Source organism: Agrobacterium sp. H141, from assembly GCF_057158725.1.
In genome coordinates, this window is the sequence record NZ_CM169893.1 from 1,511,045 (window position 1) to 1,527,184 (window position 16,140).

Genomic DNA, 16,140 nt, shown 5'->3' on the forward strand with positions numbered 1-16,140 from the left:
TCGAAACGGCGGAAAGGCACTGTATTGTCGCTCCTGCGTTGTGGTCGCATCGGTTGAAGAGGGCAACATACACGACATATAGGCATTGTTGTGCTGGCTGATGCAGTGCTTCTCGGTTTCTTCGCGCGACTGGCCAGGCTTGACCTCCCGTTCTGCCTCGACACCGGTCGTATGCCCGGGGCTGCCGGAAACCTTGTACCGAATGGCTCCTGCGCCATATTGGGGGAACGGATTTATAAAGGGACAGCCACATGCAGATTGCCTTCGACAATTCCTATACCCGTTTGCCGGATCGGATGTTCCGCCCCGTTGCGCCGGCTATTGTGTCGAAGCCGGAGTTGATCCGGGTCAATCGTCCGTTGGCCGATGAATTGGGGCTCGACCTTGCGGGGCTTTCTGATGACGAACTGGCGGGCATTTTTTCCGGCAATGTATTGCCCGAGGGGGCGGCCTCCATTGCCATGGCCTATGCCGGGCATCAGTTCGGACAATTCAATCCACAGCTTGGCGATGGCCGGGCGATCCTCATGGGCGAGGTGGTGGACAGCAAAGGTCAACGGCGCGACATCCAGCTCAAGGGGGCCGGCGAAACGCCGTTTTCGCGCAATGGTGACGGTCGTGCGGCGTTGGGGCCGGTGTTGCGCGAATATATCGTGTCGGAGGCAATGTCTGCGCTTGGCATCCCCACCACCAGGGCGCTTGCTGCCGTTTTAACGGGCGAGGATATCTATCGCGAGACCCTGCTGGCCGGCGCGGTGTTTACCCGCGTTGCCGCCAGTCATATCCGTGTCGGTACATTTCAGCTGTTTGCCTCGCGCGGCGATGGCGACGCGGTGAAGGCGCTGGCCGATCATGTCCTTGACCGGCACTATCCGGAGGCGAAGACGCAATCTGCACCCTATTGCGCACTTCTCAATGCCATTGCCGCGCGACAGGCCGGGCTGATTGCGCGCTGGATGTCGGTTGGCTTCATTCACGGGGTGATGAATACCGACAATATGGCGATCTCCGGCGAGACGATCGACTTTGGCCCTTGCGCCTTTCTCGATGAATATGATCCGGGCAAGGTGTTCTCCTCGATCGACCGGCAGGGACGATATGCCTATGGCAACCAGCCGGGCATTGGCCAGTGGAACCTTGCGCGGTTGGCGGAATGCCTGCTGCCGCTGCTGGACGACAATGAGGAAAAGGCCGTCGAAACTGCCAATGCGGCGCTGGTGGAGTTTGGCCGGGTGTTTCAGGATCGATGGCTATCGGCGTTTCGCGCAAAGCTTGGTCTTCACGGTGAGGCCGAAGGCGATCTTGATCTGGTGAACGGATTGCTTGGCTTGATGCATCGGTCGAGTGCCGATTTCACGCTCACATTCAGAGCGCTTGGAAAAGTCGCCGGCGGTGCCGGGGAAGAGGCTTTGCGTGTGCTTCTTGGCAATGGTGACGATTTCGCCGTTTGGCTTTCATTATGGCGTCGGCGTATCGACGGGCAAGGCCCACCGGAGCAGATCCAGTCCGCGATGGATGCCGTCAATCCGGCGCTGATTCCGCGCAATCACCGCATCGAAGAGGCCATTCAGGCCGCGACCTATAATGATTTTTCTTTCTTCGAGCGCCTGACGACCGCGTTGCAACGGCCTTATGTCGATGACGTCGCCTATGACGATTTGCGGGTGCCGCCTGCGCCCGAGGAGCGGGTGACCCGGACATTTTGCGGAACCTGAGGAGATGACTGGCAGCAGGAGTTATGCAAGCCGGCTGTGAGCGCGGAGCCACGCGTCGCACAGTGGTGTTTCCATTCGCTTGGACTTGCAGAGTTAAGGGGGAGATGTGCGGCCATCGGTGCCCGCTGGAGGCCCGAGCGTTTGGCGCAGAAGCGAGACGTCAGGCATTGCGGGGCGCCATCTCCTCTATATGCACGCTTGAATTGAATCTTGCCGAATTATTTTTGTTTTTTTAATTAGTTGCCTCTAAATTTATAGAAAATTTGGAGCCACGTAAAATGTCATTCTTTTCAAGGTCTGGTCGTTCTTCCTATCGTAATGACATGGACGCGCTGTCGCGTTCGCAAGCCTTGATCTGGTTTTCGCCGGACGGGGTTATTCTCGACGCAAACGAGAATTTCTGTCGGGCCTTAGGCTACGAGCTCAACGAAATCGTGGGCAAGCATCACCGCCTGTTCTGTGAGGAGGCCATTACCTCTTCACCCGACTACCAGACCTTCTGGCGTGATCTGGCGAGTGGCAAATTCAAGCAGGGACAGTTTCGCCGGATCAACAAGAGCGGTGCGGATGTCTGGATCGAGGCCTCCTACAACCCGGTCATGCGCGGCAGCAAGGTGCAGAGCATTCTGAAGGTTGCCAGCGACATCACCCAGTCGAAGATTGTTGCGCTGCACGACGCCAACCGCATCCGAGCGATCGGTGAATCGCAGGCGATCATCGAATTCGAGGTGGATGGCACGATCGTCAACGCCAACACCAATTTCTGCAAGACCATGGGTTACGATCAAAATGAGATCATCGGCAAGCATCATCGGATGTTCTGCCAGAAAGACTATGTTGCAACCTCTGACTACGACAAGTTCTGGGAGCGTCTGCGTGCAGGCGAGTTCATCGCCGACAATTTCATTCGCATCGGCAAAGGTGGCAATCAGGTCTGGATTCAGGCGGCTTATACGCCGATGTTCAACAGCCGTGGCAAGGTTTACCGGGTGATAAAGGTTGCGACCGACATCACCTCGCGCATGGTGGCAGTCGAGATGATCGGCAAGGCGATCAGCGACCTTGCAGCCGGTGATCTGACCATCGAGATCAGCCAGGACATCGACAAAGCACTGGAGCAGACCAAGCAAGATTTCAACTCTGCGGCCCGGGCGCTGGAGGCGACCGTGGAGGCGATTATCCACTCGTCCGACGCGCTTGCCACCAATGCGCAGGTGATCATGTCGGTCTCCGATCAGATCGCACGGGGGGCCGAACAGCAGGCAGCTTCAGTCGAAGAAACGGCGGCTGCTCTCGGTGACATCACCAACTCCGTGAACGATGCCAGCCGTCGCTCCGCCAAGGCAAGCGGCATGGTTGAGGAAACCCGCAAAAATGCGGAAACCTCCAGCGCGATCGTCACCAATGCAATAGAGGCGATGAAGCGGATCGACGCGTCGGCTGGACAGATCACCAATATCATCGGCGTGATCGATGAAATCGCATTCCAGACGAATCTGCTTGCACTCAATGCCGGCGTCGAAGCTGCGCGTGCAGGTGAGGCCGGCAAGGGTTTTGCGGTGGTCGCACAGGAAGTGCGAGAGCTTGCCCAGCGCTCGGCGGGCGCTGCCAAGGAGATCAAGTCGCTGATCAAGGAATCCGGCGTCGCCGTCGCATCCGGCGTCGATCTCGTCAACGACACCGGAACGGCGCTGAGCCGGATTGCCGATCAGGTCATGGCGATGGACGAGGAAGTCAAGGCAATCTCGCTTGGTAACGCCGATCAGGCAACTGCCATCCAGTCGATCAACCATGCGATCAACGCAGTCGATCAGGGGAGCCAGAAGACCGCAGCTACAGTCGAAGAAGCCAATGCGGCCTCCCGGAACCTGTCCGACGAGGCGAACGCATTGTCGCAATTGATCCGCCGCTTCAAGGTGCGTGACCGTGCTGCCGGGCACCGCCAACCGCCTCTTCGCCAAGCATCCTGATGCATGCCACGCACACGCCTTTTTGCGGGGCGTGTGCGGTCTGCTCTCCGCCGACGATCAGATCATGCCTCCGCGGTGACAGGCGGTGACACGATAACGACTGAAAATGCCAATCGCTGCTCGTCGTCTCCCTGATCATCTATGTCGCAGACAGGCTGTTTTGCGCATCGGCCTCGCCCTAATATCCGGCCTTGATTTTCCACTCCGGCATTCAGGATATTCGAGGCTATGGCAGAGTTTCCCACCAAGGCAAAAGTCGTCATCATCGGTCTCGGGGGCATCGTCGGTGCCTCGATTGCGCATCATCTGATCGAGCGCGGCTGGGACGATATCGTCGGTATCGACAAGTCGGGCATTCCGACCGATATCGGCTCGACGGCCCATGCGTCCGACTTCTGCTACACCACCAGCCACGACTATCTGTCGGTCTGGACCACGCAATACTCGATCGATTTCTACGAGAAGATGGGCCATTACGCCCGCATTGGCGGCCTGGAAGTGGCGCGCACCGGCGACGACGCCTGGATGGAAGAGATCAAGCGCAAGGTCACCTCGGGCAAGGCCTTTGGCACCAATGTGCGACTGGTCGATCCAGCCGAAATCAAGGCCATGTTCCCGCTGATCGAGGAAGACCAGGTGCAGGGCGGCATGTTCGATCCCGACGCCGGTCTCGTCATCCCGCGCTCGCAGACGGTTGCCGGCAAGCTGGTAGATGCGGCCGAAAAGTCCGGCAAGCTTCAGATGTTCGGCAATACGCCGGCAAAATCCCTGATCGTCGAGGGTGGCCGGATCAAGGGCGTCGTCACCCATCGCGGCACCATCATGGCCGATCACGTCATCGTCTGTGCCGGACTTTGGGGCCGCCTGATTGCCGAGATGGTGGGCGAGGACTTGCCCGTCATGCCGGTCGATCATCCGCTGACCTTCTTCGGTCCCTATAACGAGTTCGAAGGCACCGGCAAGGAAATCGGCTTTCCGCTTTTGCGCGATCAGGGCAACTCCGCCTATATGCGCGACACCGGCGACCCGAAGACCACCGAAGGCGGCCAGATCGAGTGGGGCTATTACGAGCAGACCAATCCGCGCATGTGCCATCCGCGCGAACTCTTGGAAAAGCACGAGGCGCGGCTTTCGCCGTCACAGCGCGATCTGGATATGGAGCAGATCCTCGAGCCGCTTGAGAAGGCGATGGAACTGACGCCGATCCTCGGCGAGCTCGGCTATAATGAGAGCCACTCCTTCAACGGCTTGTTGCAGGTCTCTGCTGCCGGCGGAGCCTCCTGCGGCGAAAGCCAGAAGGTGCGCGGTCTCTGGTATTGCGTCGCCATCTGGGTCAAGGACGGTCCCGGCTACGGCAAGCTGATTGCCGACTGGATGACCGATGGCCGCACCGAGATCGACCATAACTCGATCGACTATGCCCGTTTTTATCCGCACCAGCTGACGGAAGAGTTTATCGCCGATCGCGCCTACGAGGCCGCGCAGAAGATCTACTTCCCGGCCGTGCATCCGCGCGAGCCCTATGCGTCCAGCCGTGGCGTGAAGCGCTCGCCATTCTACGAGCGTGAAAAGGCGTTGGGCGGCCACTTCATGGAGCTGGGCGGCTGGGAGCGCGCCCATGGCTATGCATCCAACGATGCCTTGCTGGAAAAATATGGCGACAAGGTTCCGGTGCGCGAAAACGAGTGGGACAACCGCCACTTCTGGCGCGTCTCCAATGCCGAGCATCTGGCGCTGTCTGAGGATTGCGGTATCATCAATCTCAGCCATTTCCATATGGTCGATATCGAGGGGCCCGATCACGTGGCACTGCTGGAATGGCTGTGTGCGGCCAAGATCGGCGGCGACAACAATATCGGCAAGGGCATCTATACCCACTTCCTCGACGACGAGGGCATGGTGCGGGCCGATTTTACCGTCATCCGTATGGAAGACCGCTGCCGGCTGATCAACGGTGCCGATGCCGGCCCGCGCGACCTTCACTACATGAAGCGCACCGCCGAGGATAAGGGCTTCGATGTTACCATTACCGACGTGACGGAGAAGTATATCACCATCGGCATCTGGGGCCCGAATGCCCGCGACACGCTGAAGAAGGTGGTCTCTGATCCCGCAGGTCTCGACATCGAAAACTTCCCCTTTGCTGCTATCAAGCCGATCCTGATTGCCGGCAAGACCGTGTCTGCCTTCCGGCTTTCCTATGTCGGCGAGCAGGGCTGGGAACTGCATATGAAATACGAAGACGGGCTGGCCGTCTGGGACGCGCTTCGCGAAACCGGGGTTATGCCGGTTGGCGTCGAGACCTATGCCAATTCGCGCCGCATGGAGAAAAGCCTGCGGCTGCAGAATGCCGACCTTCTGACCCAGTATAACCTGATCGAGGCGGATCTCGCCCGTCCAAAGGTCAAGGAGGCCGATTTTCGCGGCAAGGCCAAGCATCTGGAATACAAGGCTAGGCCCCATCAGCCGGCGATGCTGTGCACACTGGTGATGACGGAGAACACGGATGCCCGTGGCGTGAAGCGCTATCCCGTCGGATCGATGCCGGTCATGGATCCGGACACCGGCAAGACGCTGGTCGACGAGCTGGGCCGTATTTCCTACACAACGTCGGTCGCTTACGGCCCGACCATCGGCAAGAATATCATGCTCGCTTACCTGCCGCATGCCTATTGCGAGGTGGGTCGGACATTGCAGGTGGAGTATTTCTCGGAGACCTATCCGGTGGAAGTGGCGGCCGTCGGTTACAAGCCGCTGTATGATCCGGAGAATTTGAAGCCACGCAGCTGAGGCGGGGCGGTCCGCTCAGAGGGTTATGGACCCGTCGGTCGAGAGACCGGCGGGTTTTTTACGTTCACGCATCTTGATGCGTCTGTCTTGAAATAGCTGTTAAATGTAGCTACATTTAATCATGAAGATCGTCTGGGATGAGCCCAAGCGGCGTGCCAACCTTGAAAAGCATGGTTTCGACTTCGCCGACGTCAGCGAACTTGATTGGGAGCATGCCGTTGTCGAAGACGGCAGGCCGGATGCGGATGGCCGGCGACGACTGAAGGCGATCGGATATTTCCGTGACGGAACGGCAGCCGTTATCTTCGCCATCCTCGGATCGGAAGCCATATCGATCATCAGCTTTCGCCCGGCAAGCGACAGAGAGAGAAGGAGGCTCCCATGGCCACCAAAGGCAAGACACTGAAGACATTCGAGACTGGTCGCGGTTATGACCGCGAAGACTGGGATGCGGTCGAGTTTCCGGAACTGAGTGACGACGAACTGGCGCGTATGCGCCCGGCGCCGGAGATCTTGCCACCTGCCTTCTTCGAGGCCATGGATAACCACCGCCGCTCGCGCGGTCGCCCAGCGGTGGCGCATCCCAAAAAGCAGATCACGCTGAGGCTCGACGAAGACGTCATCGCCAAGTTCCGCGAGACCGGCAAGGGCTGGCAGGGGCGCCTGAACGCGGCGCTGCGCAAGGCGGTCGGGATTTGAGGGGGGAGGGACAATGAGGCCGTTGGTTGAGAGGCCGCGCATTCTTTTGATTGCAGGCTTGTCTTGACGTCGTTGCCTTGAGAAGGCCACAGCCTCCGTGTGTGGATAGATGTCTGTGCATCGTTTAGCTATTGCCCGGCAGATGGTGCTTTTGTGTATTGCTATGCTGAGCCTCCTAATCCTCCACTTTGTGGTTGTCGGGTGGGGTGTCTTTTCAAGTTTTTCGTGGGAGCGGGCATCGGTCGAAAGAGCCTCTACAAGGCACTGGGCGAAAATGGCACTCCCGAGTTTGGGACTGTGCGCAAGCCGGTGAGGGCGATGGGGCTATCGCTTTCAGCCGTACCGCTCGCGGCGGAGCAGATGCCACCACCCCAATCGCTACCCCCAAACACCAACATCGCCCTTGCCATCCCCCCGGCAATGTCTGTATCGCTTTTCTCCGGTCCCGGCGGCGTCGCGGGGCTTTCATGCACCCTCGCACACGGCGCCTGTCGATATGATCCGGAGACCATGATGTTCGATGCCCTTTCCGCCCAAGCTCCCGACGCCCTTCTGGCGCTGATCCAGGCCTTCCAGCAGGATCCGCGCGCGGGCAAGATCGACCTTGGCGTCGGCGTCTACCGCGATGCCCAGGGCAATACGCCGGTGATGCGCGCCGTGAAGAAGGCCGAGGCGATCCTGCATGAGACGCAGGAAAGCAAGAAATATCTCGGCCCTGAAGGCGATCTCGGTTTCGTCACGCTCTTGGAGCCGATCATCTTCGGCAAGGCAGACCCCTTCGGCGACCGGCTCTGCGGCATCCAGACGCCCGGTGGCACCGGGGCGCTGCGGCTCGGTGCGGACCTGATCGCGGCTGCCAAGCCGGGTGCGACGATCTGGGTCGGCACGCCGACCTGGCCGAACCATCAGCCGATCTTTACAGCGGCAGGCCTCACCATCAAGACCTATGGCTATATCGACCTTGAAAGCCAGAGGCTTGAATTCGACAAGATGATGGATGCGCTAAAGGGCGCTGCCAAGGGCGATGTGGTGCTGCTGCATGGCTGCTGCCAGAACCCGACCGGCATCGATCTGTCGCTCGACCAGTGGAAGGACGTGACCGCGCTCGTCGTAGAAAAGGGCCTGATCCCCTTCATCGATCTTGCCTATCAGGGTCTTGGCCTTGGCCTGGATGAAGATGCTGCCGGAACCCGCATGGTGCTTGAGGCCGTCGACGAGGCGCTGGTTGCCTATTCCTGCGACAAGAATTTCGGCGTCTATCGCGACCGCGTCGGCGCGCTCTATGTGCTCTCGCGCGATGGCGCAACCGCCGTCAATGCCATGAGCGGCATGTCCATGCTCGCCCGCGTGTCCTGGTCGATGCCACCGGATCATGGAGCGGCCATCGTGCGCATCGTGCTGGAGCGTCCGGAACTCGTGGCGATCTGGAAAGAAGAGCTTCTGGAAATGTGCGCGCGGGTCAATGGCAACCGTGCATCTCTGGCCAGCGCCCATCCGTCGCTTGCCTTTATCCGCGATCAGCGCGGACTGTTTTCGACGCTGTCCATGGCCAAGGAGCAGGCGATTGCCCTTCGCACCAACCACGCCGTCTATATGGCCAATTCCGGTCGCATGAACATTGCCGGCATGGGCACCGATGATGCAGAGGCAATCGTTGCAGCGCTGAAGGCGGAAGGCTGCATTTAGCAGCTTTCTGTCGCCGTCGCAGAGTGTGCCGCATAGACGGGTCGCGGTCGTCAGGGCCGTTCAGCCTATGGCTCAGGCGATCCGGATTTGTGGCACGGGCTCGGCCTTGACGGCGGTTTCAAAGTCGAGGCGCGGGGCAGGGCGACCGAAGAGGTAGCCCTGGAAGATCCGACAGCCGGTCGTCAAGAGAAAGGCGAGTTGGGCCGGGTTTTCCACCCCTTCGGCCACGGTTTCGAGACCGAGATCGGTGGCAATAGCCCTGATCGAGCGCACAAGGGCGGCATCGCGGTCGTTTTCGGCGACTGTGGCGACGAAGCTGCGGTCGATCTTGAGTTCGCTCACCGGCAGACGGCGCAGATAGGCCAGCGAGGAAAAGCCGGTGCCGAAATCGTCGAGCGAGAAGGTGAGGCCAAGCTTTTTCAGCGCAATCATTTTTGCAGCGACGGGTTCAAGTCCCGCAATCAGCACGCTTTCGGTCAGCTCCAGGCGCAGGCGTGTCGGATCGATGTGATAGCGGTCGAGAAGGCCATGCAACGTCGCTTCGAAATCGTCTTCGTTGAATTGGCTGGCGCTGACATTGACGGAGAGCCTAAGCGAGCTGAGCTTGGGATCGGCCTGCCAGCGGGCGAGTGTTTCCAGCGCCTGTTCCAGCACGAAGGTGCCGATCATCGGCATCAGGCCCATTTCCTCGGCGGCGGGAATGAAGGTGCCGGGCGAGACCGGGCCGCGGGTCGGATGGTTCCAGCGCAGAAGCGCTTCCGCACCGAGGATATGGCCGTGTCGGTCGGTCTGGGGCTGGTAGGCAAGGCTGAGCCCGCCATGCCGAAGCGCTGCCACAAGATCGCGAGCGATGCCGCGGGGGACGGCCAGACGCTGCTGCAGGGCGTAGATCGTGCCGCAGAACATGATGGCCGCCACGGTCGAATTGAGCCAGATGTAGGGCCGATGCAGCTCTGGCGGCATCGGCTGCGCGAAAGGCAGCCGCAGGTCGGCCCCACACAGGACGACGAAGGCGACAAGGCTGGCGGCGATGACCGACAGCTGCATCCTGGAGTGGCGGCGCAAGTGGTTGATATAGGCGAGCATGCCGAGAACCGGCAGAAAGAGATATGTGGCGCGGGGCGCGCCATTCTGCGGCAGGTCGAACATCAGGCTGAAGCCGATGATGAAGATGAAGAAACTGATCTGTGCGACAAGCAGGAATAGGTCGAAGTGTCTGCGGGTGACGAGAACGAAGCAGACAAGCGCGGTGACGACGGGGCAGAACTCGGCCAGCGCCATGAGCGGGAGGCCGTTAACGACGAAGAGCACGGTCCAGAAGAATGCGAGGACAGCCACGCCAAGCGATACGCCTTGATAGACGTGAATCACCCGAGCGACCTTGTGCTCCGCGCTGCTCTTACCGATCATATCCCGCTCAATCCTGCCCAAACGCTCTGGATCCACCGCCCATGCGCGCCAGCACAATGCCGGCAGGAGGTCGAAATTCAGGAACGCCTAACTTAGTCCGCTAAAGAAAACCTCTATTTAGATGATCAAATTGTTCAGACTTTTGGTGAAGCAGGGAAAGGCAGACATGGCGGCCGCGGCTGCTGCCGTCGACCGCCCCTCCGGAGAAACTCAACCGGCCTTCTTCATCCCCGCAATCTCCGGGTCGTAGACGCTGCCGAAGCGGTTCGCCAGAAAGGCGTCCAGCGCAATCTCTTCCTGTCGCACAAACCCCTTCTGCGGCAGGGTGCCGTTGGCCAGAAGATCGAGGACTGCGCAGATGCCTGAGGCTGTTGTGATCTGGATGGCGCTCATCTTTTTGCCGGCGACAACGCCTGCATAGACCTTGTTGGCATAGGTTTCCTGAAGATAGCGACCGTCCTTCCAGCCGCAGGCGGTCACGAAGATGACCACGACGTCCTGCATGGTGGCGGGGAGGGCGTTCTCGAACAGGTCCTTCAGCACGTCGCGGCGGTTCTTCAGGTTGAGGTCGTTCAGCAGCGCCCGCATGATGGCCTGATGGCCGGGATAGCGGATGGTGCGGTAATTCATGGTGCGCACCTTGCCTTCGAGCGTTCGAGCCAGTGTGCCGAGGCCGCCGGAGGTGTTGAAGGCCTCATAGGTTACACCATCCAGCGAAAATTCCTCGCGTTCTTCCATGGCCGGCACCGTGATCATGCGGCCTTCCACGATGGCTTCGCAGGGCTCGATATATTCGTTGATCAGTCCGTCGGTCGACCAGGTGAGGTTATAGTTCAACGCATTGGACGGATATTGCGGCAGCGCCCCTACGCGCATGCGCAGACTGTCCAGCTTGTCGAAATTCTTCGCCAGATCGTGGGCGACGATGGAAATGAAGCCGGGGGCGAGGCCGCATTGCGGAATGAGCGCGCAATCGGCGCCATCGGCCAGTGCCTCGACCTTCCGTGTGGTGGCGACGTCTTCGGTGAGGTCGAGATAATGGGTGCCCGCCGTGGCGGCGGCTTCGGCAATCGCGCCGGTCAGATGGAAGGGGGCGGCAGAGAGCACCGCGAACTTTCCGGAGAGCAATCGGGTCAGAGCGCCGCCGTCGGTGATATCCAGTTCGGCGGTGGAGAGGGCATCGTGGCTGTCGAGGCCCGAAAGCTGCTCGGCGCTGCGGTCGGCGACTGTGACGTGGTAGTCGCCGCTTGCGGCCAGCATCAGCGCAATGGCGCCGCCAATCTTGCCCGCGCCAATGACGACGATCTCTTTTGGGGTGTCCGTGCTCATGGATAGTTCCCTTCTGGCCTGATTTTCAATGCCCTCAGTGTGCGCGTGGGAGATGTCGATTCCTAGTGACGTTTTATACGATTTGACCTATAGAATTTATCGATATGACGTAGGGTTTGACCATTATGCAGATCACCGATCACGACCGCGCATTGCTGGCGCTTCTTAGTGAAAATGCCCGTATGCCCGTCGCAGAGCTGGCGCGGCGGCTGTCATTGTCACGCACGACAGTCCAGACGCGGCTTGAGCGGCTGGAGCGAGAAGGCGTTGTCGCCGGCTATGCGGTGAAACTGTCAGAAGCCTATCTGTCGGGTCTGGTGCGCGCCCATGTGCTGATTACCATTGCGCCGAAATCGCTTGCCCAGGTGACATCGGAGCTTTCGGCGATCCGCGAGGTCACCACGTTGCATTCGGTGAGCGGTACCTTTGACCTGATTGCGATCATTGCCGCTCCCTCGATTGCCGATCTCGACCGGTTGATCGATGTGATCGGCGAAATTTCCGGGGTGGAGCGCACCTTGTCGTCGATCATCCTGTCGACGCGGATCTCGCGATAGGTGTCAGGCGGCCGCGAGTTCGGCCTTTTCAAGTGCGCGTTCCAGCGCCTCGATACAGATCGGGTCGTGGGATTTTCCAGCCCCTTCCCAAAGGATGGCAAGAGCCTTGGCCACCGGCATTGCTTCGCGGTAAGGCCTGTCGGCGGTCAGCGCATCGAAGACATCTGCTGTCGAGACAATGCGCGTTTCCATGGTGATGTCATCGCCCTTGATACCGCGGGGGTAGCCGCTGCCGTCCAGCTTTTCATGATGCGCGCCGCCAATCCTGGCAAGATCGGCAAAGGCTGTGATGCGCGACAGAATGGTTTCGGAAAATTCGGCATGCCGCTTCATCTGGCCCCACTCGTCATTGTCCAGCTTGCCGGGCTTGTCGAGTACGCTGCTGGAGACCCCGAGCTTGCCGATATCGTGCAGGAGTGCTGCACGTTGCAGGCGGCGGCGTTCCGCGATGGGCATGTCCAATTGTTCGGCGATCATGTCCGTGAAAAGGGCCACGCGATCGCTATGACCCGAGGTATAGGGGCTTTTGGCATCGATCACGCGGGCAAAGCCGGCAGCGATATCGTCGAGATAGTCCTCGTCGGCCATCAAGGCCTTACGACCTGGTTCGGAGCCGAGCACGACCTGCTCCAGGTCGGGCGAGGCAAGGTGAGGCCAGAATTCCTCGGTTGCGACGACCATGAAGGCATCGACCACCCGTGGATCGAACCATGTGCCGGAGCGTTTCAATGCCTCGGCCATCGCAGCTTGCGGCCCCGCATCGATGAAGAAGACATCGACCACCTGGGCCAGCAGGGCGATGCGCGCGAAGATATGCAGTGTCTCGCCGGAAATACCGTTGGGCTTGCCTCCACCATCGAAATGTTCGTCAAGATCGAGAATGCCCTGTGCCACCTCTTCAGAAAACCGCATCTGCCGGGCGATTTCGGCCCCGCGCTGGCAGCGGGTCTGGATCAGCGTGGTCGAGATTTCAGCGCCGTTCTTGAAAATGGTCAGCAGGCTGCGGAAGCGCTCGGCAAGATTTGTTTCCATGGCTGTATGGGAAAGCACGAAACGCAGAACCTGCGGAAAGGAGCCGTCGACCAGTTTGAAGTCCTTCTTGAACTTCAAATCATCCGTCAGATAAAGCTCGCAAATCCGCGCCGCATTGGACGAGCAGCCGAGGTCCTTGAGCAGAAGGGTGTAAAACAGATCCTGCAGCGCGTCTTCCGGCAGTCCAAGTGCTGAACCGATCTTCATGCCGATATAACAGCAGCGAATACAATGGCCGGGCGGCTGGCCTTCGGTCAGGTCCAGTGCGTGGCTCAGCGCCTCGATGATTTCGGCCAGTCGGATCTCTTGTGTCATGGGCTTTTCCCGTTTCGGCCATTATCCGATGATCGGGTTAATACCGGGTATGTAGGGCAGGAGGAACTAGCCTCGAGGTGGCGTGGCACTCCTGTGCTGCCAAACGAGGCGAAGTCGTCCGGCAGAGCATAGATCGGGCAAAACGGAGCTGGTCGCTGTGAATAGCGAGCGGGTTTACCATCTTTGCCGACATAGAGGAGATAAAGCACAACCCGGCCTTTCCGTTTGCGCGCCATTGTTTTAGACCTTGAGTCGCATTATGTGCGGAATTCAGAAGACACCAAGAAACGCTGGAGCAGCCTCCGATGAATGAAGACGACGACGACAAGAGCAAGGAACTGCCGATCGGCAAGGAAACGGAAGCGAACCTTTTCAAGTCGCGTTCGATCTTCATCTATGGTGGCATCACCATGGAGCTTGCGCAGAAGGTCTGCACACAATTGGTGGCACTTGCTGCTGCATCGGATGAAGATATCCGCGTATTTGTCTGCTCGCCGGGCGGTCATGTGGAAGCGGGCGACGCGATCCATGACATGATCAAGTTCATCAAGCCCAAGGTCTGGGTGATTGCCTCGGGTTGGGCGGCATCTGCCGGTTCGCTGATCTATATTTCCGTGCCGAAGGAGCAGCGCCTGAGCCTGCCCAATACGCGCTTCCTGATCCACCAGCCGTCTGGCGGCACGCGCGGCATGGCCTCGGACATCGAGATCCAGGCCCGCGAAGTGATCAAGATGAACAAGCGCCTGATCAAGCTCTATTCCAAGGCCACCGGTCAGTCGGAAGAGAAAATTGCCAAGGACATCGACCGCGACTTCTGGCTTTCGGCCGAAGAAGCCAAGGAATACGGTCTGGTTGGCAAGATCATCGAATCGGAAGCCGACATCGGCTGATCATCGGCAAAGCCGTCGGACACAATTTCATCAAGGCCCTCGTCGGAATTCCGCCGGGGGCTTTGTTCTGTGATGTTTTCTACTGCGACGCACAAGTTGCGTATTGTCACATTGCTGCCGTTTTTCTATAAGCGGCCTACTCACCCCGGACCCGGTGAAATCCCGGGTGGCTCTTCTGGCCGCCGATCCGCCAGACAACGCATCAGCATCTAACCTTTGAACGACCGGAATATCTTCGGTCCGGTGCACTACTTTTGCGGAAAATTTCATGAATCTTGTCCACTATAAACGCGAATGGTTCCACAATGTCCGAGGCGATGTGCTCTCGGGTATCGTTGTGGCTCTTGCCCTGATCCCTGAAGCCATCGGCTTTTCGGTGATTGCGGGTGTCGACCCCAAGGTCGGCCTCTTTGCCTCTTTTGCCATTGCCTGCGTGTCTGCCTTTGTCGGCGGTCGTCCGGCGATGATTTCGGCGGCCACCGCTGCCACTGCCGTGCTGATGGGCTCGCTGGTGCGCGAGCACGGCGTGGAATACCTGTTTGCCGCAACGCTTTTGATGGGTGTCATCCAGATATGCGCCGGCATCCTGAAACTCGGTCGGGTGATGCGCTTCGTGTCGCGCTCGGTGATCACAGGATTCGTCAATGCGCTCGCCATCCTGATCTTCATGGCGCAGCTTCCCGAACTGATCGGTGTGGCCAATGCCACCTATCTGATGGTGGCCGGCGGTCTGGCGATCATCTATCTGTTCCCCTATGTGACCAAGGCCATTCCGTCGCCGCTGGTGGCAATCGTCGTTTTGACGCTGATTGCCGTCTTTACCGGGATGGATATCCGCGCTGTTGGCGATCTCGGTGAACTGCCATCCTCGTTCCCGATCTTTGCATTGCCGCAGGTTCCGTTCTCCTGGGAGACGCTGCAGATCATCTTCCCCTATTCTGTGGGGCTTGCAGCCGTTGGCCTGCTGGAATCGCTGATGACGGCGCAGATTGTCGACGACATGACCGATACGGCCAGTTCCAAGAGCCAGGAATGCATCGGCCAGGGCACCGCCAATATTGCATCCGGCATGATCGGCGGTATGGGCGGTTGTGCGATGATCGGCCAGTCGGTGATCAACGTCACCTCTGGCGGCCGCGGTCGTCTGTCGACATTTATCGCTGGCGCCTTCCTGCTGTTCCTGATCGTCGTTCTTGACGACATCGTTCGCATCATCCCGATGGCGGCGCTGGTTGCGGTCATGATCATGGTTTCGATCGGCACCTTTTCCTGGCGCTCGATCCTGGAACTGAAGAGCAATCCGCGCACGTCGTCCTTCGTGATGCTGGCGACGGTGGCCGTGACTGTCGGCACGCATGACCTGTCAAAGGGCGTGTTGGTTGGCGTGTTGCTGTCCGGTGTATTCTTTGCCAGCAAGGTTGCCCGTCTCTTCCATGTGCGCTCGACGCTCACGGACGATGGCAAGACCCGCACCTATCACGTGGATGGTGCCGTGTTCTTCGCCTCCGCCGAGACCTTCATCATGGCGTTCGATTTCATCGAACCGCTGAAGAAGGTCGTCATTGACGTGCACGAGGCCCATTTCTGGGATATCACCGCCGTTGGCGCGCTCGACAAGGTGGTGCTGAAATATCGCCACCACAATGTCGAAGTCGAGGTGATCGGAGCCAATGAGGCATCCAGCCACATGTTGGATCGCTTTGCGGTACATACCGACGAAAACGCAAAAATGGCGTCGGCGCATTAG

The 16,140-nt window shown here is 59.3% G+C and carries 12 protein-coding genes and 1 other annotated feature; of the genes, 9 read left to right on the forward strand and 3 right to left on the reverse strand.

The features are described 5' to 3' along the window. Positions 1-251: 251 nt before the first annotated feature. The 6 genes from ACWPM9_RS06905 to ACWPM9_RS06930 all read left to right on the forward strand — a co-directional run bounded on the left by ACWPM9_RS06905 (position 252) and on the right by ACWPM9_RS06930 (position 8,860). On the forward strand, positions 252-1,715 hold the full coding sequence (locus ACWPM9_RS06905) for a protein adenylyltransferase SelO (RefSeq protein WP_484757196.1): 1,464 nt from the start codon (positions 252-254) through the stop codon (positions 1,713-1,715). 278 nt (positions 1,716-1,993) lie between these two features. Next, positions 1,994-3,685 (forward strand): methyl-accepting chemotaxis protein, encoded by a 1,692-nt coding sequence (locus ACWPM9_RS06910; RefSeq protein ID WP_484757197.1) that lies wholly within the window; start codon positions 1,994-1,996, stop codon positions 3,683-3,685. A gap of 228 nt (positions 3,686-3,913) precedes the next feature. Continuing rightward, the gene (locus ACWPM9_RS06915; protein ID WP_484757198.1) at positions 3,914-6,475 is read left to right on the forward strand and encodes a GcvT family protein; all 2,562 of its coding nucleotides are present in this window, start codon (positions 3,914-3,916) and stop codon (positions 6,473-6,475) included. A gap of 121 nt (positions 6,476-6,596) precedes the next feature. Then, positions 6,597-6,881 carry a BrnT family toxin gene (locus tag ACWPM9_RS06920; protein WP_484757199.1) on the forward strand — a complete coding sequence of 95 codons (285 nt, stop codon included), beginning with the start codon at positions 6,597-6,599 and terminating at the stop codon, positions 6,879-6,881. Next, complete coding sequence (locus ACWPM9_RS06925) at positions 6,857-7,174, forward strand: BrnA antitoxin family protein (RefSeq protein WP_484757200.1); 318 nt, start codon at positions 6,857-6,859, stop codon at positions 7,172-7,174. The genes ACWPM9_RS06920 and ACWPM9_RS06925 overlap by 25 nt, the downstream gene beginning before the upstream one ends. A gap of 225 nt (positions 7,175-7,399) precedes the next feature. Further along, positions 7,400-8,860, forward strand: coding sequence for an aromatic amino acid transaminase (locus ACWPM9_RS06930; protein WP_484757201.1), 1,461 nt, complete (start codon positions 7,400-7,402; stop codon positions 8,858-8,860). A gap of 72 nt (positions 8,861-8,932) precedes the next feature. On the opposite strand, the gene ACWPM9_RS06935 is transcribed toward ACWPM9_RS06930, so the two are convergent. Together ACWPM9_RS06935 and ACWPM9_RS06940 are read right to left on the reverse strand one after the other, a co-directional pair. Then, positions 8,933-10,270 carry a putative bifunctional diguanylate cyclase/phosphodiesterase gene (locus ACWPM9_RS06935; RefSeq protein WP_484757202.1) on the reverse strand — a complete coding sequence of 446 codons (1,338 nt, stop codon included), beginning with the start codon at positions 10,268-10,270 and terminating at the stop codon, positions 8,933-8,935. A 210-nt stretch (positions 10,271-10,480) separates the two neighbouring features. Next, positions 10,481-11,599 carry a saccharopine dehydrogenase family protein gene (locus tag ACWPM9_RS06940; protein ID WP_484757203.1) on the reverse strand — a complete coding sequence of 373 codons (1,119 nt, stop codon included), beginning with the start codon at positions 11,597-11,599 and terminating at the stop codon, positions 10,481-10,483. A 125-nt stretch (positions 11,600-11,724) separates the two neighbouring features. Here ACWPM9_RS06940 and ACWPM9_RS06945 point away from each other — a divergent pair, with 125 nt between their 5' ends. Further along, positions 11,725-12,156, forward strand: a complete 432-nt coding sequence (locus ACWPM9_RS06945) for an Lrp/AsnC family transcriptional regulator (protein WP_484757611.1) — start codon at positions 11,725-11,727, stop codon at positions 12,154-12,156. Positions 12,157-12,159: 3 nt separating this feature from the next. On the opposite strand, the gene ACWPM9_RS06950 is transcribed toward ACWPM9_RS06945, so the two are convergent. After that, positions 12,160-13,503, reverse strand: a complete 1,344-nt coding sequence (locus ACWPM9_RS06950; RefSeq protein WP_484757204.1) for an HD-GYP domain-containing protein — start codon at positions 13,501-13,503, stop codon at positions 12,160-12,162. A 305-nt stretch (positions 13,504-13,808) separates the two neighbouring features. Here ACWPM9_RS06950 and ACWPM9_RS06955 point away from each other — a divergent pair, with 305 nt between their 5' ends. After that, positions 13,809-14,393, forward strand: coding sequence for an ATP-dependent Clp protease proteolytic subunit (locus ACWPM9_RS06955; RefSeq protein ID WP_428187357.1), 585 nt, complete (start codon positions 13,809-13,811; stop codon positions 14,391-14,393). 144 nt (positions 14,394-14,537) lie between these two features. Beyond that, positions 14,538-14,593, forward strand: a sequence feature (sul1 is cis-regulatory element that is thought to sense ions involved in sulfur or methionine metabolism; They are found in Alphaproteobacteria). Between the two features lie 68 nt (positions 14,594-14,661). After that, entirely contained in the window at positions 14,662-16,140 is a 1,479-nt protein-coding gene (locus ACWPM9_RS06960) for a SulP family inorganic anion transporter (protein ID WP_428187356.1), read from the forward strand.

Excerpts from the sequence above, each read along its gene's own strand:
- ACWPM9_RS06905 (WP_484757196.1), top strand. The coding sequence starts at position 252 with ATGCAGATTGCCTTCGACAATTCCTATACCCGTTTGCCGGATCGGATG.
- ACWPM9_RS06910 (WP_484757197.1), top strand. The coding sequence starts at position 1,994 with ATGTCATTCTTTTCAAGGTCTGGTCGTTCTTCCTATCGTAATGACATG.
- ACWPM9_RS06915 (WP_484757198.1), top strand. The coding sequence starts at position 3,914 with ATGGCAGAGTTTCCCACCAAGGCAAAAGTCGTCATCATCGGTCTCGGG.
- ACWPM9_RS06920 (WP_484757199.1), top strand. The coding sequence starts at position 6,597 with ATGAAGATCGTCTGGGATGAGCCCAAGCGGCGTGCCAACCTTGAAAAG.
- ACWPM9_RS06925 (WP_484757200.1), top strand. The coding sequence starts at position 6,857 with ATGGCCACCAAAGGCAAGACACTGAAGACATTCGAGACTGGTCGCGGT.
- ACWPM9_RS06935 (WP_484757202.1), bottom strand. The coding sequence starts at position 10,270 with ATGATCGGTAAGAGCAGCGCGGAGCACAAGGTCGCTCGGGTGATTCAC.
- ACWPM9_RS06940 (WP_484757203.1), bottom strand. The coding sequence starts at position 11,599 with ATGAGCACGGACACCCCAAAAGAGATCGTCGTCATTGGCGCGGGCAAG.
- ACWPM9_RS06945 (WP_484757611.1), top strand. The coding sequence starts at position 11,725 with ATGCAGATCACCGATCACGACCGCGCATTGCTGGCGCTTCTTAGTGAA.
- ACWPM9_RS06950 (WP_484757204.1), bottom strand. The coding sequence starts at position 13,503 with ATGACACAAGAGATCCGACTGGCCGAAATCATCGAGGCGCTGAGCCAC.
- ACWPM9_RS06955 (WP_428187357.1), top strand. The coding sequence starts at position 13,809 with ATGAATGAAGACGACGACGACAAGAGCAAGGAACTGCCGATCGGCAAG.
- ACWPM9_RS06960 (WP_428187356.1), top strand. The coding sequence starts at position 14,662 with ATGAATCTTGTCCACTATAAACGCGAATGGTTCCACAATGTCCGAGGC.